Source organism: Hyphomonas sp. (genome assembly GCF_017792385.1).
Classification (GTDB): Bacteria; Pseudomonadota; Alphaproteobacteria; order Caulobacterales; family Hyphomonadaceae; genus Hyphomonas.
In genome coordinates this window covers 283,896-307,116 of record NZ_CP051230.1, presented here as the reverse complement: position 1 = coordinate 307,116, position 23,221 = coordinate 283,896, and the positions used below count along the sequence as shown (strand labels likewise).

The 23,221-nt window shown below is 62.4% G+C and carries 33 protein-coding genes; 31 read left to right on the top strand and 2 right to left on the bottom strand.

Annotated elements, in window-relative coordinates:
* The first annotated feature begins 7 nt into the window (after nucleotides 1-7).
* From HF955_RS01535 to tuf, 5 genes are all read left to right on the top strand, one after another.
* Nucleotides 8-265 carry a hypothetical protein gene (locus tag HF955_RS01535; protein ID WP_291077274.1) on the top strand — a complete coding sequence of 86 codons (258 nt, stop codon included), beginning with the start codon at nucleotides 8-10 and terminating at the stop codon, nucleotides 263-265.
* Between the two features lie 257 nt (nucleotides 266-522).
* Nucleotides 523-894 (top strand): 30S ribosomal protein S12, encoded by a 372-nt coding sequence (gene rpsL / locus HF955_RS01530; RefSeq protein ID WP_027837380.1) that lies wholly within the window; start codon nucleotides 523-525, stop codon nucleotides 892-894.
* 12 nt (nucleotides 895-906) lie between these two features.
* A complete protein-coding gene (rpsG, locus tag HF955_RS01525; RefSeq protein ID WP_027837381.1) occupies nucleotides 907-1,377 on the top strand; it encodes a 30S ribosomal protein S7 in 471 nt (156 codons plus the stop codon).
* 90 nt (nucleotides 1,378-1,467) lie between these two features.
* A complete protein-coding gene (gene fusA, locus HF955_RS01520) occupies nucleotides 1,468-3,615 on the top strand; it encodes an elongation factor G (protein ID WP_291077272.1) in 2,148 nt (715 codons plus the stop codon).
* 50 nt (nucleotides 3,616-3,665) lie between these two features.
* Complete coding sequence (gene tuf, locus HF955_RS01515) at nucleotides 3,666-4,856, top strand: elongation factor Tu (RefSeq protein WP_291076587.1); 1,191 nt, start codon at nucleotides 3,666-3,668, stop codon at nucleotides 4,854-4,856.
* A 96-nt stretch (nucleotides 4,857-4,952) separates the two neighbouring features.
* On the opposite strand, the gene HF955_RS01510 is transcribed toward tuf, so the two are convergent.
* The gene (locus HF955_RS01510; protein ID WP_291077270.1) at nucleotides 4,953-6,548 is read right to left on the bottom strand and encodes a hypothetical protein; all 1,596 of its coding nucleotides are present in this window, start codon (nucleotides 6,546-6,548) and stop codon (nucleotides 4,953-4,955) included.
* Between the two features lie 25 nt (nucleotides 6,549-6,573).
* Nucleotides 6,574-7,782: a glycosyltransferase family 2 protein gene (locus HF955_RS01505; RefSeq protein WP_291077268.1), complete on the bottom strand. Its 1,209-nt coding sequence runs from the start codon at nucleotides 7,780-7,782 to the stop codon at nucleotides 6,574-6,576.
* 274 nt (nucleotides 7,783-8,056) lie between these two features.
* Between HF955_RS01505 and HF955_RS01500 the strand changes: the two genes are divergently transcribed.
* The 26 genes from HF955_RS01500 (at nucleotide 8,057) to HF955_RS01375 (ending at nucleotide 23,091) form a co-directional block, all read left to right on the top strand.
* Nucleotides 8,057-8,806 (top strand): sulfotransferase, encoded by a 750-nt coding sequence (locus tag HF955_RS01500; protein WP_291077266.1) that lies wholly within the window; start codon nucleotides 8,057-8,059, stop codon nucleotides 8,804-8,806.
* A 166-nt stretch (nucleotides 8,807-8,972) separates the two neighbouring features.
* A complete protein-coding gene (locus HF955_RS01495; protein ID WP_291077264.1) occupies nucleotides 8,973-10,730 on the top strand; it encodes an alpha/beta fold hydrolase in 1,758 nt (585 codons plus the stop codon).
* A gap of 95 nt (nucleotides 10,731-10,825) precedes the next feature.
* Nucleotides 10,826-11,392, top strand: a complete 567-nt coding sequence (locus HF955_RS01490) for a DUF2059 domain-containing protein (protein WP_291077262.1) — start codon at nucleotides 10,826-10,828, stop codon at nucleotides 11,390-11,392.
* Nucleotides 11,393-11,609: 217 nt separating this feature from the next.
* Nucleotides 11,610-11,930 carry a 30S ribosomal protein S10 gene (gene rpsJ / locus HF955_RS01485; protein ID WP_027836784.1) on the top strand — a complete coding sequence of 107 codons (321 nt, stop codon included), beginning with the start codon at nucleotides 11,610-11,612 and terminating at the stop codon, nucleotides 11,928-11,930.
* Nucleotides 11,930-12,709, top strand: coding sequence for a 50S ribosomal protein L3 (rplC, locus tag HF955_RS01480; protein WP_027836783.1), 780 nt, complete (start codon nucleotides 11,930-11,932; stop codon nucleotides 12,707-12,709). Before rpsJ ends, rplC begins: the two co-directional genes overlap by 1 nt.
* A complete protein-coding gene (gene rplD, locus HF955_RS01475; RefSeq protein ID WP_027836782.1) occupies nucleotides 12,709-13,350 on the top strand; it encodes a 50S ribosomal protein L4 in 642 nt (213 codons plus the stop codon). The genes rplC and rplD overlap by 1 nt, the downstream gene beginning before the upstream one ends.
* A gap of 2 nt (nucleotides 13,351-13,352) precedes the next feature.
* Complete coding sequence (locus tag HF955_RS01470) at nucleotides 13,353-13,652, top strand: 50S ribosomal protein L23 (RefSeq protein WP_291077259.1); 300 nt, start codon at nucleotides 13,353-13,355, stop codon at nucleotides 13,650-13,652.
* An 18-nt stretch (nucleotides 13,653-13,670) separates the two neighbouring features.
* A complete protein-coding gene (gene rplB, locus HF955_RS01465; RefSeq protein ID WP_291077258.1) occupies nucleotides 13,671-14,501 on the top strand; it encodes a 50S ribosomal protein L2 in 831 nt (276 codons plus the stop codon).
* 15 nt (nucleotides 14,502-14,516) lie between these two features.
* On the top strand, nucleotides 14,517-14,795 hold the full coding sequence (gene rpsS, locus HF955_RS01460) for a 30S ribosomal protein S19 (protein ID WP_027836779.1): 279 nt from the start codon (nucleotides 14,517-14,519) through the stop codon (nucleotides 14,793-14,795).
* Between the two features lie 3 nt (nucleotides 14,796-14,798).
* Entirely contained in the window at nucleotides 14,799-15,188 is a 390-nt protein-coding gene (gene rplV / locus HF955_RS01455; protein WP_027836778.1) for a 50S ribosomal protein L22, read from the top strand.
* Nucleotides 15,188-15,925 (top strand): 30S ribosomal protein S3, encoded by a 738-nt coding sequence (gene rpsC, locus HF955_RS01450; RefSeq protein WP_027836777.1) that lies wholly within the window; start codon nucleotides 15,188-15,190, stop codon nucleotides 15,923-15,925. Before rplV ends, rpsC begins: the two co-directional genes overlap by 1 nt.
* A 3-nt stretch (nucleotides 15,926-15,928) precedes the next feature.
* The gene (gene rplP / locus HF955_RS01445; RefSeq protein WP_027836776.1) at nucleotides 15,929-16,345 is read left to right on the top strand and encodes a 50S ribosomal protein L16; all 417 of its coding nucleotides are present in this window, start codon (nucleotides 15,929-15,931) and stop codon (nucleotides 16,343-16,345) included.
* Nucleotides 16,346-16,347: 2 nt separating this feature from the next.
* Nucleotides 16,348-16,548, top strand: coding sequence for a 50S ribosomal protein L29 (rpmC, locus tag HF955_RS01440; RefSeq protein WP_027836775.1), 201 nt, complete (start codon nucleotides 16,348-16,350; stop codon nucleotides 16,546-16,548).
* A gap of 10 nt (nucleotides 16,549-16,558) precedes the next feature.
* The gene (gene rpsQ / locus HF955_RS01435; RefSeq protein ID WP_027836774.1) at nucleotides 16,559-16,804 is read left to right on the top strand and encodes a 30S ribosomal protein S17; all 246 of its coding nucleotides are present in this window, start codon (nucleotides 16,559-16,561) and stop codon (nucleotides 16,802-16,804) included.
* Nucleotides 16,801-17,169 carry a 50S ribosomal protein L14 gene (gene rplN / locus HF955_RS01430; RefSeq protein WP_027836773.1) on the top strand — a complete coding sequence of 123 codons (369 nt, stop codon included), beginning with the start codon at nucleotides 16,801-16,803 and terminating at the stop codon, nucleotides 17,167-17,169. Before rpsQ ends, rplN begins: the two co-directional genes overlap by 4 nt.
* 1 nt (nucleotide 17,170) lies before the next feature.
* Entirely contained in the window at nucleotides 17,171-17,488 is a 318-nt protein-coding gene (rplX, locus tag HF955_RS01425; RefSeq protein ID WP_027836772.1) for a 50S ribosomal protein L24, read from the top strand.
* A complete protein-coding gene (rplE, locus tag HF955_RS01420) occupies nucleotides 17,481-18,035 on the top strand; it encodes a 50S ribosomal protein L5 (protein WP_291077254.1) in 555 nt (184 codons plus the stop codon). The genes rplX and rplE overlap by 8 nt, the downstream gene beginning before the upstream one ends.
* Nucleotides 18,036-18,054: 19 nt before the next feature.
* Nucleotides 18,055-18,360 carry a 30S ribosomal protein S14 gene (gene rpsN / locus HF955_RS01415; RefSeq protein WP_027836770.1) on the top strand — a complete coding sequence of 102 codons (306 nt, stop codon included), beginning with the start codon at nucleotides 18,055-18,057 and terminating at the stop codon, nucleotides 18,358-18,360.
* An 18-nt stretch (nucleotides 18,361-18,378) separates the two neighbouring features.
* Nucleotides 18,379-18,774: a 30S ribosomal protein S8 gene (gene rpsH / locus HF955_RS01410; protein WP_027836769.1), complete on the top strand. Its 396-nt coding sequence runs from the start codon at nucleotides 18,379-18,381 to the stop codon at nucleotides 18,772-18,774.
* Between the two features lie 10 nt (nucleotides 18,775-18,784).
* The gene (gene rplF / locus HF955_RS01405) at nucleotides 18,785-19,396 is read left to right on the top strand and encodes a 50S ribosomal protein L6 (protein ID WP_291077251.1); all 612 of its coding nucleotides are present in this window, start codon (nucleotides 18,785-18,787) and stop codon (nucleotides 19,394-19,396) included.
* Nucleotides 19,397-19,400: 4 nt separating this feature from the next.
* The gene (gene rplR / locus HF955_RS01400) at nucleotides 19,401-19,763 is read left to right on the top strand and encodes a 50S ribosomal protein L18 (protein WP_027836767.1); all 363 of its coding nucleotides are present in this window, start codon (nucleotides 19,401-19,403) and stop codon (nucleotides 19,761-19,763) included.
* A gap of 11 nt (nucleotides 19,764-19,774) precedes the next feature.
* Complete coding sequence (rpsE, locus tag HF955_RS01395; RefSeq protein ID WP_027836766.1) at nucleotides 19,775-20,356, top strand: 30S ribosomal protein S5; 582 nt, start codon at nucleotides 19,775-19,777, stop codon at nucleotides 20,354-20,356.
* 14 nt (nucleotides 20,357-20,370) lie between these two features.
* Nucleotides 20,371-20,556, top strand: coding sequence for a 50S ribosomal protein L30 (gene rpmD / locus HF955_RS01390; RefSeq protein WP_027836765.1), 186 nt, complete (start codon nucleotides 20,371-20,373; stop codon nucleotides 20,554-20,556).
* A gap of 41 nt (nucleotides 20,557-20,597) precedes the next feature.
* Nucleotides 20,598-21,077 carry a 50S ribosomal protein L15 gene (gene rplO, locus HF955_RS01385; RefSeq protein WP_291077249.1) on the top strand — a complete coding sequence of 160 codons (480 nt, stop codon included), beginning with the start codon at nucleotides 20,598-20,600 and terminating at the stop codon, nucleotides 21,075-21,077.
* Nucleotides 21,078-21,166: 89 nt separating this feature from the next.
* Nucleotides 21,167-22,525, top strand: coding sequence for a preprotein translocase subunit SecY (gene secY, locus HF955_RS01380; RefSeq protein ID WP_367279747.1), 1,359 nt, complete (start codon nucleotides 21,167-21,169; stop codon nucleotides 22,523-22,525).
* Nucleotides 22,522-23,091 carry an adenylate kinase gene (locus tag HF955_RS01375; protein WP_027836762.1) on the top strand — a complete coding sequence of 190 codons (570 nt, stop codon included), beginning with the start codon at nucleotides 22,522-22,524 and terminating at the stop codon, nucleotides 23,089-23,091. Before secY ends, HF955_RS01375 begins: the two co-directional genes overlap by 4 nt.
* The last annotated feature ends 130 nt before the right edge of the window (nucleotides 23,092-23,221 follow it).

Here is a 23,221-nt window from a genome sequence, read left to right as displayed (position 1 = left end):
GCATCGCATGCGAGACAGCCAGTTCGACCGAGCGGACATGATCGGCGCAGCCTGCGCGGCGCTGGCGATCGGCCTGGTCGCCTTCCTGTCACTGGACAGCTGGGCGCGGGCGGACTGCCGGACGCTGTTGCGGACCGGCGATTTTGCCTCTGCCGAGGGGGCGCCGGACGACCCGGATCTGGCCGCGCTGGCCGCCCGGCTGCGGGCGGGGGAGGGGTCTGCGGCGGAGGCGGCCTGCGTACGCCGGATCGGTTTGCCCTTCTGAGGCGACCGTCACGGAGCCGAAACAGCTGTAGCCCGACAGCACCATGCCCTTGACGCCAGCGCCTGAGGGGCTTACACGCCACCAATCGTCAGAGAGGCGGGGAGCCTGAAAAGGCTGTCAGCCGTACCGGAACAGGCGGTTCCGGCCAATCTGGCCCCCAAGTTTTCGTCCGTCCCGGAGGCCAATCGCGGCATTCGGGGCACAATCCGTTACCGGCCCATCGGGCCATTTGAGACCAGAAGAGACAGAAGGCCCGAATGCCAACGATTCAACAGCTCATTCGCAAGCCGCGCCAGCCAAAGCCGACGCGGACAAAGACCCCGGCCCTGAAGGCCTGCCCACAGCGTCGCGGCGTTTGCACGCGCGTGTACACGACGACGCCGAAGAAGCCGAACTCGGCGCTTCGTAAAGTGGCCAAGGTGCGCCTGACGTCCGGCTTCGAATCGCTGTGCTACATCCCGGGTGAAGGCCACAACCTGCAGGAGCACTCCGTGGTCCTGATCCGCGGCGGCCGTGTGAAAGACCTTCCGGGTGTGCGCTACCACATCGTGCGTGGTGCCCTCGATACCCAGCCCGTCAAAGACCGTAAGCAACGCCGTTCGCACTACGGTGCGAAGAAGCCGAAATAAGGAAGCCGAAGCATGTCTCGTCGTCACTCTGCTGAGAAGCGCCAGGTCCTGCCGGATCCGAAATTCAAGGACGTGGTTGTCTCCAAATTCATGAACCAGATCATGCGCGACGGTAAAAAGTCCGTTGCCGAGCGGATCGTCTATGGCGCGTTCGACCTGGTCGAAGGCCGCGCCAAGAAGAACCCGGTCGAAGTGTTCCATGAAGCCCTCGAAGCCGTCGCTCCGGCGGTTGAAGTCCGCTCCCGCCGTGTCGGTGGTGCGACCTATCAGGTTCCGGTCGAAGTCCGCACCGAGCGCCGTCAGGCCCTGGCCATCCGCTGGCTGGCCGCTGCAGCCGCCGGCCGCAACGAGAACACCATGCGTGAGCGCCTCGCTGGCGAACTGATGGATGCCTCGCAAGGCCGCGGCAACGCCGTGAAGAAGCGGGAAGACACCCACCGCATGGCCGACGCCAACAAGGCGTTTTCTCACTACCGCTGGTAATCAGCACTGGAAACCCGGAGCGATTGCAGGTAACGCGCCCGTCAATCGCTCCGAACTTCCTCCCGGAAACCAGACACGAAGGTTTATCTCATGGCCCGCGAATACACGCTGGATCGCTATCGTAACTTCGGCATCATGGCCCACATCGATGCCGGTAAAACGACCACGACCGAACGCATCCTCTACTATACCGGCAAGTCCCACAAGATCGGTGAAGTCCACGACGGCGCCGCCACGATGGACTGGATGGAGCAGGAGCAGGAGCGTGGCATCACGATCACGTCCGCTGCGACCACGACGTTCTGGTTCCGCACCGAAGACGGCAAGACGCCGACCGGCATCTATGGCGACACGCCGGACGAGGCCAAGTTCCGCTTCAACATCATTGATACGCCCGGACACGTGGACTTCACCATCGAAGTCGAGCGCTCCCTGGCTGTTCTGGACGGCGCGGTCTGCGTGCTGGACGCGAACGCCGGTGTCGAGCCGCAGACGGAAACGGTCTGGCGCCAGGCTGACCGCTACAAGGTTCCGCGCATCGTGTTCGTCAACAAGATGGACAAGATCGGCGCCGACTTCTTCAACTGCGTCGCGATGATCAAGGACCGCACCGGTGCGATCCCGGCCCCGATCCAGATGCCGATCGGTGCCGAGAACGAGCTGGAAGGCCATGTCGACCTGATCACCATGAAGGAATGGGTCTGGGCCGGTGAAGACCTGGGCGCCAGCTGGGAAATCCGCGACATCCGTCCTGAACTGAAGGACAAGGCCGAAGAGATGCGCGCCGAGCTCATCGAAATCGCCGTCGAAATGGACGACGCCGCGATGGAAGCCTATCTGGAAGGCAACGAGCCGGACGAAGCCACCCTTCGCACGCTGATCCGCAAGGGCACGCTGAGCCTGTCCTTCGTGCCGGTCCTGTGTGGTTCCGCGTTCAAGAACAAGGGTGTCCAGCCGATGCTGAACGCCGTGATCGACTTCCTGCCGGGCCCGCTCGACGTGCCGCCTTACATGGGCTTTGCCCCGGGCGACGAAGACGAAGTCCGCAACATCGAGCGCAAGGCTGATGACAGCCAGCCCTTCTCGGGCCTCGCCTTCAAGATCATGAACGACCCCTATATGGGCACGCTGACCTTCACGCGTATCTATTCCGGTACGCTGTCGAAGGGCGACAGCTTCATGAACTCGACCAAGGGCAAGAAAGAGCGCGTCGGCCGCATGGTGATGATGCACTCCAACAAGCAGGACGAGATCACGGAAGCCTTCGCAGGCGACATCGTGGCCATTGCCGGCCTGAAGGAAACGACCACGGGTGACACGGTCTGTGATCCGAACAAGCCGGTCGTTCTGGAAACGATGACCTTCCCCGATCCGGTGATCGAGATTGCCGTCGAGCCGAAATCCAAGGCTGACCAGGAGAAGATGTCGGTTGGCCTGCAGCGCCTTGCTGCGGAAGACCCGTCCTTCCAGGTCGAGACCAATCACGAATCCGGCCAGACGATCATGAAGGGCATGGGCGAGCTTCACCTCGACATCCTGATCGATCGCCTGAAGCGCGAATTCAAGGTTGAGGCCAATATCGGCCAGCCGCAGGTTGCGTATCGCGAGAAGATCGGCCGCGCTGCCGAGATCGACTACACGCACAAGAAACAGTCCGGCGGTACGGGCCAGTTCGCCCGCGTCAAGCTGGAATTCGAACCCCTGGAATCCGGTTCGGGCTTCGTGTTCGAAAGCAAGATCGTCGGCGGTGCCGTTCCGAAGGAATACATTCCGGGTGTCGAAAAAGGCCTGGAAAGCGCCAAGGAAAACGGTCTGCTGGCCGGCTATCCGGTTACGGACTTCAAGGCCACGCTGGTCGACGGTGCATTCCACGATGTGGACTCCTCCGTCCTCGCCTTCGAAATCGCGTCGCGCGCTGCGTTCCGCGAACTGAAGGGCCAGGGAGATCCGCGCCTGATGGAACCGGTCATGGCCGTGGAAGTCGTGACGCCGGAAGACTATATGGGCGACGTGATCGGCGACCTGAACTCCCGTCGGGGTCAGATCCAGGGCTCCGAGCCGCGCGGCAATGCCGTGGCGATCAAGGCTTTCGTCCCGCTGGTCAACATGTTCGGCTATGTCTCCGACCTTCGGGGCATGTCGCAGGGCCGCGCCCAGTTCACGATGCTCTTCGATCACTATGATGAAGTGCCGCGTGCCGAAGCGCAGAAGATCATTTCGGACGTCGCTGGTTCGTAATCAATTGTGGCCGGTTTCCGGCCCGGAATTCAGAGTAAAGGAGAGGCCCGATGGCCAAGGCAAAGTTTGAACGCAACAAGCCGCACGTCAACATCGGCACGATTGGCCACGTTGACCACGGCAAGACGACGCTGACCGCAGCGATCACGATGACGCTGGCCGAGCAGGGCGGTGGCGAGAAGCGGTCCTATGAGGACATCGACTCGGCGCCGGAAGAGAAGGCCCGCGGGATCACGATCAACACGGCGCACGTGGAATACGAGACGGAGAACCGTCACTATGCGCACGTGGACTGCCCGGGACACGCTGACTATGTGAAGAACATGATCACGGGTGCTGCCCAGATGGACGGCGCAATCCTGGTTGTGAACGCGGCTGACGGCCCGATGCCGCAGACGCGCGAGCACATCCTGCTGGCCCGTCAGGTTGGCGTTCCGGCGCTGGTCGTGTTCCTGAACAAGGTTGACCAGGTTGACGATGAAGAGCTTCTGGAGCTGGTTGAAATGGAAGTTCGCGAACTTCTGTCTTCCTACGACTTCCCGGGCGACGACATTCCGATCATTGCCGGGTCTGCGCTGGCTGCCGTTGAGGGCCGCGACGACAATATCGGCAAGGAGAAGGTGCTTGAGCTGATGGCGGCTGTGGATGAGTACATCCCGACGCCGGAGCGTCCGCTGGACAAGCCGTTCCTGATGCCGGTCGAGGACGTGTTCTCGATCTCCGGCCGCGGTACGGTTGTGACCGGTCGTGTCGAGCAGGGCATCATCCATGTCGGCGACGAGATCGAGATCGTGGGTATCCGCGACACGCAGAAGACGACCTGTACGGGCGTCGAGATGTTCCGCAAGCTGCTCGACCAGGGCCAGGCTGGCGACAATATCGGTGCGCTGCTGCGCGGCATCGACCGTGAAGGCGTCGAGCGTGGTCAGGTCCTGTGCAAGCCGGGCTCCATCACGCCGCACACCACGTTCGAGGCTGAAGCCTACATCCTGACGAAGGAAGAAGGCGGCCGCCACACGCCGTTCTTCACCAACTATCGTCCGCAATTCTACTTCCGCACCACGGACGTGACGGGTGTTGTGACCCTGCCGGCCGACAAGGAAATGGTCCTGCCGGGCGACAACGTCAAAATGGACGTCGAGCTGATCCAGCCGATCGCCATGGACCAGGGCCTGCGCTTCGCCATCCGCGAAGGCGGCCGGACCGTCGGCGCCGGTGTGGTCTCCGCGATCAAGAAGTAAGACCCGGTCCGCGCGTACGCGCAGGACTGACACAGACAGAAGGCCGCCCCTTGGGGGCGGCCTTTTTTCATGGCCGGGATGTTGGCTTGTAGATGATCAGGCGAATCGCCGGTAGCGGGCCTGCAGCCGGTCGGCGAGGACCCGGACCGGATCCTGCAGCACGATCAGGCATAGCGGCACCAGCCAGACCAGTCGGGCCTGATACCGTGCATGCACGCCAGACGTCGCACCACAGATGAAGGCATTGGCCAGCAGGATGAGCAGCAGCGTCCAGGCCAGGCAGAGATACCGGTCCTGGCTGGCCATGCTGGCGCCGGACGGCGTGATCCGGAACAGCGTCCAGACGCCGAGCAGGCAGAGTAGAAGGATCAGGCTGGCCAGGGCGGCGGCCGTGACCAGGCTGTTCCAGGCCCGGTTGTAGGCATTTTCCTCGGTGCAGCTGTCGGGTTCGGCCAGGCAGTGCGCAAAGCCCGGCGTATGGGCGAGCGCCTGCGGATCATCTGCCGTGTATTGCTGGAGGATCAAGACCGCGCCGTAATTGATCTCGTCGATCGAGACGAGAAAGAATTGCCGGATCGTGTTGCCGGTTGTCGCGAGGAGTTGTGTGAGCGGGTAGGCCGTCACGGATTTCAGGACGAAGTGGCCCTGTTCATCAAGCATGGCCTGCCTCAGGTCCGGCGGACTGGAGATGAAGCTGGGCGTGTTGGCGGACAGGTTGCTGCCCCAGATCAGGTCATTGTGCGTGGCGTATTCGAAGCCGGTAAAGGCGCACAGCGCATAGGCGTCCGGATCGGCGCGGCAGGCCTGTTCCAGATGGCGCTGACCGGGGCCGTCATCATAGATCCGCGCCATCAGATAGGGCGGGGAGCGCAGCGGATCTCCGGTCAGCTTTTCTGCAGCGAATCCGTAGACGGCCTGTGCCGCCATCGACAGGGCCAGGGCACCGAGCAGCCAGAACGGGGCCAGGCGGGCGAAGTATGGCCGGCTCCATTGCCAGAACCGGGCGAGCACCATCAGGGCGAGCGCGGCGAGGGCGAGCACCAGCATGGATTTGTGCAGGAAGGCCGAGGCGCTGACGAGGGCGGCCAGAAAGAGGGTTTCCGGCAGGGACAGGCGCGGCGCGAAGGCCAGGAGGAGGATGGCGATGACCATGTAGCCGGCAAACACATCCGGCATCAGAAGATTGACGTGAAAGCCCAGCGGGGAGAGGGCGGCGAGCCCGGCGAGACTGGCGAGGACCGGTCCGGGGCGGCGCAATCCGCCGAGAAGATCCAGCGCCCGCACGATGAGCCAGGATGCAAGCAGGGCCTGAACCAGGCAGATCAGCCACATGGAGAGGCCCGATGCCAGCACATAGCCGAAGACGGAATAGAGGGGGGAACGGCCGGCGCCGATGAGCGAGAAATAGCCGTCGCCGCCGGCATTGCCCGGTGCGGGGGATTGGCCCGGGGCCGGGGCATCCGCCGGGACGGCAGGAGGACCATCCGGGGCGGCGGGACCGCCGAGGAGTTTCTCCAGGATGGCTTCGCCGATCAGATAATACTGGTTGAAGTCCACGAAATGAAACGGCCGACCATGGATCAGCGCAGGAATCATCAGGATGATCGCGCCGGCCAGAACGAGCGCGAGCGTCTGGAGCCAGGCCGGGCCGGGCACCGGCCGGGGCAGTGTATCCGGAGCGGAGGAGGTCATCAGCCTGGCCCTGCCGGTCTGCGCGTCAGGCGGCGGGCGCGCTGCGCAGCCGGACGAAGGAGGCAACGAAGGCGGAGGCTGCGATCTGTGCCCCGATGGTAAGCGCGGTCAGGGACAGCATGAACCAGCGCAGACGGCTGCTTTCGGTGATGTCGGCAAATCCGCCGGACGCCCAGCTGACAAAGCTGGCCACCGCGCCGATCAGGCCCGCGACCGCCAGCAAGGCGGCCAGCTGGAGCAGGCGTTCGAGCGTGAAGGTGGACATCACGCCTTCCAGCTTGCGCGTGCGCGGCAGGATGCCGACCTCGGACGCATAGCTGCGGGTGAGAAGCGAGAACATCAGCATCTGGGTGCCGAGTATCATGGCGAAACAGGACGCGACCAGGGTCAGCACGTCCAGCCGGATGGTGCGCGTCAGATCCACCGGTCCGCCCATCAGGAGCGCCGTTCCGAGAAGGCCGAGCACGAGCACCACCAGACCCGGATAGGCAAACAGCCATTTGGGGCTGTGCAGCAGGAGGAATCGGAGATGCCGCCAGCCATCGCGCCAGGTCTTCAGATGCGGCGCGCGGGACCGGCCATCCGGCGAAAGGGTGGTCGGCACTTCCCGGATTTCGAGCCCGTTGATGCAGGATTTGACCACCATTTCGCTGGCGAATTCCATGCCGGGGCTGGACAGGTCCAGGGCCTGGATGGCGTCACGATGGAAGCCGCGCAGGCCGCAATGGAAATCCCCGACCGGAATGCGGAAGAACAGCCGGCCGAGCCAGGACAGGACCGGATTGCCGAGGATCCGGTGCAGGAAGGGCATCGCCCCCTTGCGGATACCGCCCTGAAACCGGTTGCCCATGACAAGTTGGCCGCCGTCGCGCAGTTCTTCGACAAAGGCATCGAGGCGCGAGAAGTCATAACTGTCATCGGCATCGCCCATGATGATATAGGTGCCACGTGCGGCGCGGATGCCGCCGATCAGGGCCGCGCCATAGCCGCGCTCGGTGACCGGGACGATGCGGGCGCCCTCCTCGGCCGCGATGGCGCGGGAGCCATCCGTGCTGCCATTGTCGGCAATCAGCACCTCCCCCTGGATGCCGGCGCCGTCGAGATAGGCGTGGGCCTTCCGGATACAGGTGGCGAGCGTCTCCGCCTCGTTCAGGCAGGGCATGAGAATGGTGAGTTCGACCTGGCCTTCCGGGCCGGGTGATGGAAAATCCGTGACGGTGCTGGCCTGGCCCATGATGTGTGTCCCCAATCTACGTATCGACCGGCAAGGGCCGCCCCGTCCCCCGGGCCCGGATCCCTGCCATGCTTACCCCGAGGTTAAGCCTCAGCTTTCAATTGCATGCACCTGAAAAGATTCAACTTTGTGACGAAGTGGCCGATTGGGGGCGATTCCGTCCATAAATCCGGCGATGTGCCCGGAATCGGGGCAGGCCGGTCTTGCAACATCTTGCGACAAAACCGGCCGGACATGGCAAATTCGAGCCAAGGGCCGCTGCTAGACGGGCCTCATGACCCGACGCATCGACTTCATCATTGCCGGCGTGCAAAAGGCCGGCACCACGTCGCTGGACGCCTATCTGCGCCAGCATCCCGACATCTGCATGGCCCGGAAAAAGGAGCCGCACTTCTTTGACAAGCGCCCGCCGACGGGCCTGCGGCCCTTGGATTACTGGTTGTATCATCGCCAGTTCGACTGGAAGGCCTGGCGTGATGGCTGCCTGCTGGGGGAGGCGACGCCGATCATCAGCTGGTGGAACGGGGCGCTTGAACGGGTGTGGCTGTACAATCCGGAGATCCGGATCGTCGTGATCCTGCGCGATCCGGTGGAGCGGGCCTGGAGCCATTACCGCATGGATTGCCGGTTGGGCCGGGAAACGCTGCCCTATCCGGTAGCGATCCGGCAGGAGCGGGTGCGGGCCCGTCGGGCGTTACCTGCGCAGGATCGCGAACGCTCCTATCTGGCGCGCAGCTATTATGCGCCTCAGGTTAGGGAGCTGCGGCGGCTGTTTTCCGATGACCAACTCCTGTTCCTGCGCAGCGAGCAACTGGCCGCGCATCCGCAGGACGAGCTGGACAAGGTGTGCGGGTTCCTGGGCCTGCCGGCCCACCGGTTTGATGTGACGGCCCGGCTGAACGCGGCGCCGGAGGGTGAGCGGATGAGCGCGGACGACCGGGACTATCTGTGCCGGGTGTTCGAGCATGACGCGGCAGAAACGCGGGCCTTGCTGGGATGGGAGCAGGGCAGCTGGAGCGTATGAGGGGCGGGCCGTCGGCGACCCGCCCCCATTAGCCGGGCGGCGAACTGGCCTGCAACCGGCAGGCCGGTCCGGTCCCCCCACCCAGCTTCGCGGAGTTTTCCCTCAATAGACGTGACCATTTCGGCAGTGCATGCCCCCGCGGGGGCATGCGCAGGGTTATCAATGGATGAACGGGACGCTTGCCGTGATCGGCAAGCTCTCTAGTATGGTTGCCACCACCCAAGCTGTGCGCAGCCGGAGCCACATGTCCCACACCCATCGCTATTTCGAAATGCTGGGCGCCGCCTATGACGTACCGGCCGAATCCGACCGTTTCGATGTGTTTCTCGATGCGGCGATGGCCTATTTCTTCGAAGACCATACAGCCGGGCAGCTGGCCGAGGATGTGCCGCGCCATTTTGGTGAGGACTCCCTTCTGGAAGCACATGCCGAGCGGATCCGGCTGCTGATCGAGGAAGCCTCGCGCCTGGAGTCGGCCGGGGCGGACCGGTTCCATGCCGTGCTGGACGTGTCGGCGCGGACCGGGCAGGTGACCGGCAATGCGCCGGCTGCGCAGCTGACGGGTCAGAGCTTTCCCTGCCGGCTCGACGACTTGCCGCTGAATGTGGAAGCGCTTGCCGAGATCCGCCGGACAGCCCGCATGGTGCATGTGCAGGATCGCGTCATCCTGGCCAAGGTGGAGACCGACCAGGTGCGGGCCTGCCTGGCGCTGATCCAGCGCCCGAAGGATGCGCCCGATCTGGTGCAGGTCTCGCTGTCCCATGTCGACTGGTCGCCGGAACTGATGGCACGGCTGCGGGAAGCGTTCGGCCTGACCCAGAGCGAGACGCAGGTGCTGGAAGGCTATCTCGGCCAGCTCAGCCAGAAGGAAATCGCGCAGCAACGGGCCCGGTCGCTGGAGACGATCAAGGGGCAATCCAAGAGCATATTGAGGAAGACCGGCTGCGCCCGCATGTCGGACGTGGTGCAGCTGTGTGCCAGCATCGCCTTCCTGATGCGCCAGCTGCCCGATGGCGCGCCGGCCACGAGCGGGGAGACCTGGGCGACGCCGGTGCGCGGCATGTACGAACTGGCCCGGCCGGGAGGGCGGCGCCTGGCTTGGTATCAGGCCGGCAGTGGCCAGCGGCCGGTCCTGTTCATCCACGGATACATGCAGGGGCCGTTCTTCACCCCCGGTTTCCTGAGCCGGTTGACCCGGTCGGACCTGTATTTCGTGGCGCCGTCGCGTCCGGGGTTCGGGCATTCGAGCCCGAGCCGGGGACGGGGCGACTATGTCCGGACGGTGGTGGAGGATGCGCTGGCACTGGTCGACGAGCTGGGACTGGAGATGGTGAGCCTGTGTGTTCACCATGGTGGCGCGCCGCACGGATTCCGGATCGCCCGCGCGCTGGGCGACCGGCTGGCAGGTATGCTGGTCGTGGGCGGGACGATCCCGTTTGATGATGTTGCCCACCCCGCCCACATGAATCCGCAGACCCGGTTCGCGGCCATGGCCACCCGGCATGCGCCCTCGGTGATGCGGATGGCCCTGTCGGTGGGCCTGCCGGTCTATCGCCGCCGGGGGACGAAGGCCTTCCTGACCACACAATTCCAGCGCTCGCCGCTGGACATGGAGACGCTGGAGGACCCGGTCCTGCTGAAAGTGCAGTCGGAAGGGCTCTACCATGCCGTGGAGCAGGGGACAGAGACCTGGGTGCGCGACGGCCGCAGCGTGATGGCGGACTGGACGGACGATCTGGACGGGGTGTCGGCGCCCTATACCTGGCTGAAGGCCGGGGATGACACGGTGGTGTCGACCGAACATGTGGAGGCCTTGCTGGCGGACCGGCCCAACGCGACGCTGAAGGTCTTGCCCGGACACGCGTTGAACCTGCTGCACACGGCCGCAAGGGATGTGTGCGCCGCACTCGAAGAAAGTGTGTGACCTGACGCCATTTCCGGCTTTATTTTGGGGCTTGCGCGGGTAAGTAGAAGGGTGTGGTCGCTTAAATGCGAACGTTCAGTGGGGGGATCCGGCACATGAGACATCTTCTTTCAACCATCGTGCTTGTGTGTCTTGCGGGATTTCCCGGTCATGCAGACCCGATGGACGATGCCCTCTATGTCGTTGACCAGACTGTGACGCGGGACCAGTTCGAGACTGCCTTCGCCAGCATGTCCGAATTGATGGTGGGCAGTTTCCAGAATGAGTTTTCCAAAGAGGGCAAGACGGTTTCCACTGATGCGGCACGTGTGCTGTCGCAATTGCTGTCCTCGAATATGGTGGACGGCCTGATCTCGGAGATGCGCGAGCCGCTTGCGGCGGCCTATGTCGAAAACATGTCCGCGCAAGCCTTGGCTGATTTGCGTGCCTTTCTCGAGACCGACTCAGGTCAGGAATTCGCGGTAAGCACCAATGCGATCATGCGGGAATCCGTAAAGATCGGCGAGGAATTGGCGGTAACGGTCGTCGGTCCTGCCGTTGAGGCGATGCAGAATGATATTCGCAATGAGCGTTGGCCCGAAGGCACACTCAAATCCACCCAGGCTGAACTGCGCGAATTGTACGGTTTGCCTCCGGTCTCCGACATGCCGCCGGAACGCTAGGCGAGGGCACTTCCGGGGCTGTGACTCTTTCTGCATAAAAGCGTCACGACTCAGTTGACGCCGCCTCGCCTATCCCATAAACCCCCGACTTCGCCGGGATGGCAGCGCTTTAGATAGCGAACGCTCCCTCGAAACAGACAATTAATCCCACGTAACGCCCTGGGGCCAATGTCGGCCCTGTTGGGGCCAACGTGTTTTGTGCGGACGGACCGAGACGATGGAACGACAGAATATCCGGATCAGGCTGAAGGCCTTTGATCACCGCGCCCTCGACATGTCGGCGAAAGAGATTGTGAGCACGGCCAAGCGCACCGGCGCTGAGGTCAAAGGTCCGATCCCGCTGCCGACCCGTATCGAGCGCTTCACCGTGAACCGCTCTCCTCATATCGACAAGAAGTCGCGCGAGCAGTTTGAAATCCGCACCCACAAGCGGATCCTCGATATCGTAGACCCAACCCCGCAGACCGTGGACGCGCTGATGAAGCTCGACCTGTCGTCCGGCGTTGGCATTGAAATCAAGCTTGAGGGAGGCCGCTAATGGCTCTGCCAGCACCCCGTTCCGGCGTGCTTGCCCGCAAGGTTGGCATGACACGCGTATTTGACGAGAATGGCCGCCACGTGCCGGTCACCGTCCTGTCGCTCGATGGCTGCCAGGTTGTTGGCGTGCGCACCGAAGACGAGCGCGCCGTCAAGACCAAGAAGGGCGGCGACGTCACCCGCACCGACGGCTACAAGGCTGTCATCCTCGGCATTGGCGAAAAGAAGGCAAAGCGCACCTCCAAGGCGATGCGCGGCCAGTTCGCGAAAGCCGGTGTTGCGCCCAAGCGCAAGCTGAAGGAATTCCGCGTCTCTGGCGACCTGCCGGAAGTCGGCTCCGAAGTCCTGGCTGACCATTTCGTTCCGGGTCAGAAAGTCGACATCGCCGGCATCACGATCGGTAAGGGCTTTGCCGGTGCGATGAAGCGCTGGAACTTCGGTGGTCTGCGCGCATCCCACGGTGTGTCCATCTCTCACCGTTCGCACGGTTCGACGGGTATGAACCAGGACCCGGGCCGCGTGTTCAAGAACAAGAAAATGGCCGGTCATTACGGCGTCGAGCGTGTCACCACCCAGAACCTGGAAGTGGTCCGCACCGACGTTGATCGCGGCCTGATCCTGGTCAAGGGCTCCGTGCCCGGCCATGACGGCAGCTATGTCGAAGTCCGCGATGCCGTGAAGAAGGCCCTTCCGGCCGAGGCCCCGGCCGCTGGCTCGTTCAAGGCTCCCGGCGCTGCAGAAGCCCCGGCGGCTGAAGCAACTGAAGAGGGTGCTGAATAATGGAACTCGCAGTCAAAACCCTCGCCGGCAAGTCGGCTGGAAAGATCACCGTCGATGACGCGATCTTCGGCATCGACGAGATCCGCGGCGACATCCTGCAGCGCACGGTCCGCTGGCAGCTGGCCAAGCGCCAGGCTGGCACGCACAAGACCCAGACCCGCGGCGAAGTCTCCGTTACGACGAAGAAGTATATCCGCCAGAAAGGCTCCGGCGGCGCCCGTCACGGCTCGAAGAATGCTCCGATCTTTGTCGGTGGTTCCGTGGCCCACGGCCCGAAAGTCCGCAGCCATGCGCACGACCTGCCGAAAAAGGTCCGCAAGATGGCGCTGGCCCACGCCCTGTCTTCCAAGGTCAAGGATGACGCGATCATCGTGCTCGACGAAGCCGTGCTGACGGCACCGAAGACGAAGGAGCTGGCTGGCCAGTTCGTCGGTCTCGGCATCGAGAATGCGCTGATCATCTCCGGTTCGACCGTGGATGCGAATTTCGCCAAGGCGGCCCGCAATATCCCGAACATCGACGTGCTGCCGGTGGCCGGCCTGAATGTCTACGACATCCTGCGCCGCAAGAAGCTCGTCATCACGAAGGAAGCGGCCGAAGGCATCAAGGCCCGTTTCGACGGCGCGAAGGAGGCTAAGTAATCATGGCCGACGTAAAAGCACATCACTACGACGTCATTCGCCGTCCGCTGATCACCGAGAAATCCACTCTGGTGGCTGAAGACAACAAGATTGTCTTCGAAGTGGCGATCGACGCCGACAAGAAAGCGATCAAGGAGGCCGTCGAGGCGCTCTTCAAGGTCGAGGTTACCAAGGTCAACACCCTGCTCCAGAAGGGCAAGACGAAGCGTTTCCGTGGTTATGAAGGTCGTCGCAACGACATGAAGAAAGCCATCGTGACGCTCGCCGAGGGCCAGTCCGTCGACATCACGACGGGCCTCTAGGGGAGAAGGACGAGAAACATGGCACTGAAGACTTTCAATCCGACATCCCCGGGCCGCCGCCAGCTGGTGCTGGTGGACAAGTCCGACCTTCACAAGGGCAAGCCCGTCAAGGCGCTGACCGAGGGTCTGACCAAGTCCGGTGGACGCAACAACAAGGGCCGCATCACGGCTCGCCGCATCGGTGGTGGCGCGAAGAAGCTGTACCGCAAGGTCGACTTCAAGCGGAACCGCTGGGACATGCCGGCGACGGTCGAGCGCCTGGAATACGATCCGAACCGCACGGCCTTCATCGCACTGATCAAGTATGAAGACGGCCAGCTGTCCTACATCATCGCGCCGCAGCGCCTTGAAGTGGGTGACACGGTCGTCACGTCCAAGACGGCTGACATCAAGCCGGGCAACACGCTGCCGCTGAAGAGCATTCCGGTCGGTACGATCATCCACAACATCGAGCTGAAGCCTCAGAAGGGCGCGCAGATGGTCCGCTCCGCCGGCACCTATGCCCAGCTGGTTGGCCGCGATGGCGGATACGCCCAGATCAAGCTGGCCTCCGGCGAGCTTCGCATGGTGATGGACAGCTGCCTGGCAACCGTCGGCGCCGTGTCGAACCCGGACAACATGAACCAGGTGCTCTCCAAGGCCGGCCGCAAGCGCCATCTCGGCAAGCGCCCGTCCGTCCGCGGTGTCGTCATGAACCCGGTCGACCACCCGCATGGTGGTGGTGAAGGCAAGTCGTCCGGTGGACGTCACCCGGTGACGCCATGGGGCAAGAAAACCCGCGGGCCGAAAACCCGCAAGAACAAGGCTACGGATCGCCTGATTATCCGTCGCCGCAACGCGAAACGCTAAGAGGAGCCGCAAGACATGCCACGTTCTGTCTGGAAAGGCCCGTTCGTAGACGGCTATCTGCTCAAGAAAGCAGAAGAAGCGCGCGCCTCTGAAAAGCGCGTCGTGATCAAGACCTGGTCGCGCCGTTCGACGATCCTGCCTAACTTTGTCGGCCTGAACTTCCAGGTCCACAATGGCAACAAGTTCATCCCGGTTTCCGTTTCCGAGGAAATGGTCGGTCACAAGTTCGGCGAGTTCGCGCCGACCCGGACCTACTATGGCCACGGTGCGGACAAGAAAGCGAAGAGGAAGTAAGCCATGGGTAAGGCCAAGAATCCTCCGAAGCAGGCATCGAACGAGTCCCGCGCCGTGCTGCGCATGTACCGTTCCAGCCCGCAGAAACTGAACCTGCTGGCTCAGCAGATCCGCGGCATGCCGGTCGAGCGCGCACTGGCCCAGCTGCAGTTCTCGCCGAAGCGTCCGGCCCAGGATGTCCGCAAGCTGCTGCAAAGCGCCATTGCCAATGCCGAGAACAATCATGGTCTCGACATCGACAGCCTGGTGGTTGCGGAAGCGCATGTCGGCAAGAACCTCGTGATGAAGCGCATCCGGGCCCGCGCCCGTGGCCGCGCTGCACGCATTCAGAAGCCCTTTGCGCAGATGACCATCATCCTGCGTGACACCTCAGTTGAAGCGGAGGCCGCATAATGGGTCAGAAAGTAAATCCGATCGGCCTGCGTCTCGGCATCAACCGGACGTCTGACAGCCGCTGGTATGCCGACACGGCCGATTATGGCCGCCTGCTGCATGAAGACATTGCGATCCGCAAGGAAATCCGCAGCCGTCTGAAGCAGGCCGGCATCTCGAAAATCATCATCGAGCGCCCGCACAAGAAGTGCCTGATCACGATCCATACCGCCCGTCCGGGCCTGGTGATCGGCAAGAAGGGCGGCGACATCGAAGCCCTGCGCAAGGTGCTGTCGAAGATGACGGACGACGAAGTCCGCGTGAACCTGGTCGAGATCCGCAAGCCGGAAATCGATGCCACGCTGATCGCCGACGACATTGCCCGCCAGCTTGAGCGCCGCGCCTCGTTCCGCCGCACCATGAAGCGCGCGATCCAGTCCGCGATGCGTCTGGGCGCCGAGGGTGTGAAGATCATGGTGTCCGGCCGTCTGGGCGGCGCCGAGATTGCTCGTACCGAGAAGTATGCAGAGGGCTCCGTGCCGCTGCACACGCTGCGCGCCGACATCGATTACGGTACTGCAGAAGCCGAAACCACCTATGGCATCATCGGGATCAAGGTCTGGGTCTACAAAGGCGAGATCATGGAGCACGACCCGATGGCTCAGGACAAGCGTCTGGAATCTTCCGGCCAGTCCCGTGCCCGTGCCAATGCAAACCAGCGCGGACCGGCCACCGGTGCGCAAGCCGCCGGAGCGTAAGTCATGCGTCAACCGAAGCGAACCAAATTCCGCAAGGCCTTCAAGGGCCAGATCCGCGGCAACTCCAAGGGCGGCACGTCGCTGGCCTTTGGCGAATTCGGCCTGAAGGCTCTCGAGCCGGAGCGGGTGACCGCGCGCCAGATCGAGGCAACCCGCCGGGCTGTGACGCGTCACATGAAGCGTCAGGGCAAGGTGTGGATCCGGGTGTTCCCGGACCTGCCGGTGTCGGCCAAGCCGATTGAAGTCCGGATGGGTAAGGGTAAGGGCTCTGTCGACCGCTGGGTCGCCCGCGTCGCCCCTGGCCGCATCCTGTTCGAAATCGACGGCGTGTCGGAAGAGATTGCCCGCGAGGCCCTGCGCCTCGGCGCTGCGAAGCTTCCGATTAAGACGAAAGTCGTCAAGCGGATCGAGGGTATCTGATCATGAAAGCCCAGGATGTAAGAGCGAAAAGCGTGGACCAGCTCAAGGATGAGCTCGTCAAGCTGAAGAAAGAGCAGTTCAACCTGCGTTTCCAGACGGCCACCGGCCAGCTGGAGAAAACGGCCCGAGTGAAGGAAGTCCGCCGCGACATCGCGCGCGTAAAGACGATCCTCCGCGAGAAAGCCGAAGCAGGCCAGGCGTAGGAGAGAGATCATGCCAAAGCGTATTATGGAAGGCGTCGTGGTCTCGGCCAAGCAGGACAAGACCGCCGTGGTTCGCGTCGAACGGACCTTCACCCACCCGGTGATGAAGAAGATCGTTCGCCGCTCCAAGAAGTATCACGCCCACGATGAAGCCAATGTGGCTGTCGAGGGTCAAACCGTAACGATCCAGGAGTGTGTTCCGCACTCCAAACTGAAACGCTGGGAACTTGTGACCGGCGGGGAAGGTGACGCATGATCCAGATGCAATCAAACCTTCGCGTCGCCGACAATTCCGGCGCGCGCCGTGTCCAGTGCATCAAGGTGCTGGGCGGTGCGGGACGCCGGTATGCGTCTGTCGGTGACGTGATCGTCGTGTCCGTGAAGGAAGCCATTCCGACCGGCCGCGTGAAGAAGGGCGATGTCCGCAAGGCTGTCGTTGTTCGCGTGGCGAAGGACATCAATCGCCCGGATGGCACGACCATCCGTTTCGACACCAATGCTGCCGTCCTCATCAACAATAATGGTGAGCCGATCGGCACCCGCGTGTTTGGCCCGGTTCCGCGTGAATTGCGCGGCAAGAACCAGGTCAAGATCGCGAACATGGCCCCGGAGGTCCTGTAAGATGGCTGCCAAGATCAAGAAGGGCGACACGGTTGTCGTGATCGCCGGCCGCGACAAGGGCACGAAAGGTGAAGTGCTGAAAGTGCTGGTCGACGAGAACCGCGTTGTTGTGCGCGGCGTCAACGTCGTCAAGAAGCACCAGAAGCCGAACCAGATGGACCCGGGCGGCCTGAAGACGTTCGAAGCACCGATCCACGTGTCCAACGTGGCTCATGCCGATCCGCGTGACGGAAAAGCCGTACGTGTTGGTTTCAAAATTGACGAGCATGGCCGCAAGACGCGGTTTGCCAAACGTTCAGGGGAGTCCATCGATGTCTGATGCATACGAACCCCGTCTCAAGAAGAAGTACCGCGAGGAAATCCGCGGGAAGCTTCAGGAGCAGTTCAAGTATTCGAACCCGATGAAGGTTCCGAAACTGGACAAGGTCGTGATCAACATGGGTGTCGGGGAAGCTGTCTCCGACTCCAAGAAGATCAAGTCGGCCCTGGCCGAGCTGGAGCTGATCGCGGGCCAGAAGCCTGTCGCGACCAAGGCCCGCAAGTCGATCGCCGGCTTCAAGCTGCGCGAAGGCATGCTGGTCGGTGCGAAAGTTACGCTGCGCCGTGAGCGCATGTACGAATTCCTTGATCGCCTCACCAATATTGCGCTGCCACGCGTGAAAGACTTCCGTGGACTGAACGGAAAAAGCTTTGACGGCATGGGCAACTACGCAATGGGCCTCAAAGAACACATCGTTTTCCCGGAGATCAATTACGATCAGGTGGAAGATGTTCGCGGTATGGACATCATTGTCTGCACCACGGCTGAAACCAACGAAGAAGCCAAGGCACTCCTCGCCGAGTGTGGCTTCCCGTTCCGGAACTAGCGCCAGGAGATCTGCTGACATGGCAAAGAAGAGCGCAATCGAGAAGAACAAGAAGCGTCAGAAGCTTGTTGAGAAGTACGCTGCGAAGCGTGCGGAACTGAAGGCTGTCGCCATGAACGAGGATCTTCCGCTGGAAGAACGGTTCAAGGCCCGCCTCAAGCTGGCTGAACTTCCGCGTAACTCGGCCGCAAACCGTGTGCGCAATCGCTGTGAGGTGACCGGCCGTCCGCGTGGTTACTATCGCAAACTTAAGATGTCGCGGATCGCGCTGCGCGAGCTTGGCTCGAACGGTCAGATCCCCGGCCTTGTGAAGTCCAGCTGGTAGAGAGGGAGGATATCAAAGATGAACATTTCTGATCCCCTCGGTGATATGCTGACCCGCATCCGGAACGCCCAGATGCGCGGCATGTCAAAAGTCGTCACCCCGTCGTCCAAGCTTCGCATGCGCGTGCTGGAAGTCCTCATGGAAGAGGGTTTCATCCGCGGCTATGCCGAAGTTGAAAAGGACGGCCACAAGAATATTGAAATCGAGCTGAAGTACTATGAAGGCCAGCCGGTGATCTCGGAGATCAAGCGGGTCTCCAAGCCGGGCCGCCGGGTGTACTCTTCTGTCTCCGACATTCCGCTGGTGCGCAATGGTCTGGGCATTTCGATCCTTTCGACCTCGAAAGGCGTGATGTCTGACAATGCAGCCCGCAGCGAAAATGTGGGCGGCGAAGTGCTCTGCCGCGTATTCTAGGAGAGCTATCATGTCACGTATTGGTAAACTCCCGATCGAAGTGCCGAACGGCACGACCGTCACCGTCGACGGCCAGACCATCACGGTCAAGGGCTCGAAGGGTGAAATGTCGCTCGTCCTGTCCGAGCTGATCACGCCGAAGTTCGAGAACAACGAACTGTCCGTGATGCCGCGTGAGGACCTGGTCCAGGCTGCAAACGAGCGGATCGAGACCGAGAAGGCCCGCGGCCGCCGCCTGCCGACCTTTGCCGAGGCGCTGGACGCCCGCGCCCGTACGCAGTGGGGTACCGCCCGTGCCCGCGCCGCGAACATCGTCGAAGGCGTGTCCAACGGCTATTCGAAAACGCTGGAACTGGTTGGCGTCGGATATCGTGCACAGATGCAGGGCAATGACCTGAAACTGGCGCTCGGCTTCTCGCACGACGTGATCTTCAAGGCGCCGGACGGCATCAAGCTGGAAGCGCCGAAGCCGACCGAAGTGATCGTCTCGGGTGCTGACAAGCAGGCTGTTGGCCAAACGGCCGCGAAGATCCGCGAATTCCGTCCGCCTGAGCCTTACAAGGGCAAGGGCATCCGTTATCAGGGCGAATATGTCCGCCGCAAGGAAGGCAAGAAGAAGTAAGCCCATGAAAAGTTCACGCGATAAGATGCTGCGCCGCGCCCAGCGCGTTCGTACCAAGCTCCGGAAGGTCGCCGAAGGCCGTCCGCGCCTGTCGGTTGCGCGCAGCCACAAGAATATCTCCGCCCAGATCATCGATGACGAGAAGGGCATCACGCTCGCTTCCGCCTCGACGCTGGAGAAGGACGTGCTCGGTTCGGCCAAGACCGGTGGTGACACCGCAGCGGCTGCACTGGTCGGCAAGACTCTCGCGGAACGCGCGAAGAAGGCCGGCGTCGAGGACGTGATCTTCGACCGCGGCGGTTACATGTTCCACGGCCGGGTGAAAGCCCTGGCAGACGCCGCCCGTGAGGGCGGTCTCAAATTCTAAGGAGAGGCCCTATGGCTGAAGAAAGAGGAAGAGGCCGCCGGAATCGCGATCGCGACGAGGAGCAGTCCGACATCGTCGACAAGCTGGTTGGCATCAACCGCGTCGCAAAGACGGTCAAAGGCGGCAAGAATTTCGGTTTTGCTGCCCTGGTCGTCGTCGGTGACCAGAAGGGCCGCGCAGGCTTCGGCAAGGGCAAGGCCCGCGAAGTGCCTGAGGCGATCCGCAAGGCAACCGAAGAAGCCAAGCGCAACATGGTTCGCGTGCCGCTTCGCGAAGGCCGCACCCTGCACCATGACGGCAAGGGCCGTCACGGCGCCGGCAAGGTGGTCCTGCGTGCCGCCCCTCCGGGTACCGGCGTGATCGCGGGTGGTCCGATGCGTGCTGTCATGGAAGTTCTGGGTGTCCAGGACGTGGTCGGCAAGTCGATCGGCTCGTCCAACCCGTACAACATGGTGCGTGCAACCTTTGACGCGCTGAAAGAGCAGAACAGCCCGCGGACCGTTGCGTCCAAGCGTGGCCTGAAGGTTCAGGATGTCGTCGGCCGCCGCAATGATGGCGCGTCCGAAGCCGGCATGGCTGACGCGACGAACTAGGAGAGGGCACGGGAATGGCCAAGAGCAAACTCACTGTCCGCCAGACCGGCAGCCCGATCGGCCGCAAGCCTGAGCAGCGCCAGACGCTGGTCGGCCTCGGCCTCAACAAGGTCGGCCGGACCAAGGAACTTGAAGATACGCCTGCCGTGCGGGGCATGATCCGCAAGGTGGCTCACCTGGTTGAGGTGGTCGGCGAGTAATCGCCACCACTTTCAGCCGCACGATATCGAAAGATAGACCGATGAAACTGAACGAATTGTCTCCCGCTGAGGGCTCAACAAAGAACCGCATGCGCGTTGGCCGCGGCGTCGGCTCTGGCAAGGGCAAGACGGCGGGTCGCGGTGTGAAAGGCCAGAAGTCCCGTTCCGGTGTTGCCGTCAACGGCTTCGAGGGCGGCCAGATGCCGATCTATATGCGCCTGCCGAAGCGTGGCTTCACCGCCCGCAATTCCAAGACGCATGCCTGGGTGAACCTCGGCCGTCTCGGCAAGGCGATTGCTGCCGGCAAGCTGGATGCCAAGGACGTGACCGAAGAGTCGCTGGTGGCTGCCGGCCTGGTGCGCAACGTTCGCGACGGCGTCCGCCTGCTCGCGAAAGGTGACGCGCCGAAGAATCTGAATATCACTGTGACAGGCGCCTCCAAGGCCGCTATTGAAGCGGTCGAGAAGGCTGGCGGCAAAGTGACCGTCACGGGCCCGGCGAAAGACGCTGCTGACGAATAATCGGCGGTTTTTTCCGGTAACCCCTTCACAAATACTGTTTCGCCGCCGATTTAGGCGGCGAACGCTTTTTCAGGGAGGTCAAGCGGCCCATGGCGAATGCTGCTGAACAAATGGCTCGGAACATGAATTTCCGGAGCTTTGCCAAAGCCAAGGACCTGCAGAATCGGATCCTTTTCACTCTCGGGATCCTTTTCCTCTACCGGCTCGGGACCTTCATCCCGCTGCCGGGCCTCGACCCGCAGCAATACGCCCAGTTCTTCGAAAGCCAGTCCGGTGGCCTGCTCGGCAACATGAACATGTTTGCCGGGGGTGCCGTGGAGCGGATGGGCATTTTCGCCCTGAACGTGATGCCCTACATCACGGCCTCGATCATCATTCAGATGCTGACCGCCACGTCCCCGACGCTGGAGAAGCTGAAGAAGGAAGGTGAGTCGGGCCGCAAGCAGATCAACCAGTACACCCGTTACCTGACGCTGGGCTTTGCCCTGGTCCAGTCCTTCGCGATCGCGGCGGGCCTGGCCGGCGTGCGCATTGACGGCATCTCGTCCTGGTTCTTCATCCTGACCGGCGTTGTGACGCTGACCGGCGGCACCATGCTGCTGATGTGGATGGGCGAGCAGATCACGGCGCGCGGCATCGGCAATGGCATCTCGCTGATCATCTTCGCCGGCATCATTGCCGAAATGCCGAAGGCCATCTTCAACCTGATCTCGCAGGCGCGGACCACATCGGTCAACGTCGCCTTTGTCGTGGCCATTGCGGCCATGGTGATCGCGCTGGTCGTGTTCATCGTGTTCATGGAGCGCTCGCAGCGACGCCTGCTGATCCAGTATCCGAAACGGCAACAGGCGCATGGCGTGGCGCAGGGGCAGAAGAGCTTCCTGCCGCTGAAGCTGAACACGTCGGGTGTTATCCCGCCGATCTTTGCCTCGGCGCTGCTGATGCTGCCGCTGACGGCGGTTGGCTTCCTGGGTGGCAATCCCGCCGACGCCGAAGCCTCCGGCGCCGTGAGCGGCGTCCTGGGCTGGCTGGCGACGAATTTCGCGCCGGGATCCTGGACCTACATCATCACCTATGCCGTGCTGGTGATGTTCTTTGCCTTCTTCTACACCTCCATCATGTTCAACCCGGAAGAGACGGCGGACAATCTGCGCAAGTATGGCGGATTCATCCCCGGCATCCGTCCCGGGTCAAACACGGCGGCCTATATTGACTATGTTTTGACCCGGCTGACGACCATCGGATCCCTGTACCTGATGTTCGTCTGTATCCTTCCGGAACTGCTGCGGCGATATTTCCCAGAGATACCTTTCTATATCGGCGGTACTTCTCTTCTGATCGTTGTGTCTGTTACGATGGATACAGTTACGCAAATTCAGTCGCATTTGATCGCCCACCAGTATGAGGGCATGATCAAGAAGTCGAAACTTGGGGGTCGCAAGAGATGAACCTTATTCTGTTCGGGCCGCCGGCGGCCGGGAAAGGCACGCAGGCGAAGCGCCTGGTCGAGGAGCGGGGCTTCGTCCAGCTCTCCACGGGCGACATGCTTCGCGCCGCACGTGCCTCCGGATCGGAACTCGGGCAGAAGGTGGCCCAGATCATGGATGAAGGCGGTCTTGTCTCCGACGAGATCGTGATCGCCCTGATCGACGAACAGCTGGAAGTCCAGGCCGGTGCGCCGGGCTTCATCTTTGACGGCTTCCCGCGCACGGTCGGCCAGGCCGAAGCGCTGGACCGTCTGCTTGAATCCCGCGGCCAGTCGGTCAACCGGGTGATCCGGATCCTGGTGGATGACGACAAGCTTCTGGCGCGCGTCACCAAGCGGTTCGAGGAGCAGGGCCGCAAGGATGACAATCCCGAGACGTTCTCGAAACGACTCGAAAAATACTATGAGGATACCGCCCCGCTGGTACCGATTTATGCCGAACGGGGTATCCTTGTGGAAGTCGACGGAATGGGCACGATCGAGGCGGTTGCAGCCGACATCGACACGGCCCTGAAAGAGACGGCTTAAAGCTGGGATTCCGCGGTTGACGCGTTAATTTCCATCGCTATAAGCCTCGTTTCTTAGCTTTAGGCTTAATCGCCGGCGCGCAAGGCGGACCCATTCCGGCTTGGCGCGCTCTTTATGTTTGAACAGTCCG